Here is a 657-nt window from a genome sequence, read left to right on the forward strand (position 1 = left end):
GATCCAGCTTCACCCGCTGGTCTGTACCGCCTTCAACGCAGACTTCGATGGCGACCAGATGGCGGTGCACGTCCCGCTGTCGCTGGAGGCGCAGCTCGAGGCGCGCGCGCTCATGATGGCCTCCAACAACATCCTCTCGCCGGCCAACGGCGAGCCGATCANNTCGTGCCGTCGCAGGACGTGGTGCTCGGGCTCTATTACATGACCCGCGAGCGCGTGAACGCGAAGGGCGAGGGCAGCGTCTTCGCCAACATCGACGAGGCGCGCCGCGCCTACGAGACGGGTCATGCCGATCTGCATGCGCGCTGCAAGGTGCGCATCCGCGAGGTGATCAAGCACAAGGACGGCTCGATGCACGAGAACACGGCGATCCGGGAGACCACGCTGGGTCGTGCACTGGTGTTCGCGATCGTTCCCGACGGCCTGCCGTTCGATCTGGTCGACCGCGCACTCGGCAAGAAGCAGATCTCACGCTTGATCAATGTCTGTTATCGCCAGCTCGGCCTGAAGGAGACCGTGGTCTTCGCCGACCAGGTCATGTACATGGGCTTCCGGATGGCGACGCGTTCCGGCGTCTCCATCGGTCTGGAAGACATGGCCGTTCCGGACGAGAAGGCCGGGATCCTCGCGGCGGCCGAGAAGGAGGTCAAGGAGATC

General features: G+C 64.6%; 1 pseudogene. It reads left to right on the top strand.

The window, feature by feature from the left end:
- A pseudogene (locus B4N44_RS08635) lies at positions 1 to 657 on the top strand (DNA-directed RNA polymerase subunit beta'); the annotation flags it as partial.

The sequence above is a fragment of the Thiocapsa sp. UBA6158 genome (assembly GCF_002423035.1).
Lineage (GTDB): Bacteria > Pseudomonadota > Gammaproteobacteria > Chromatiales > Chromatiaceae > Thiocapsa.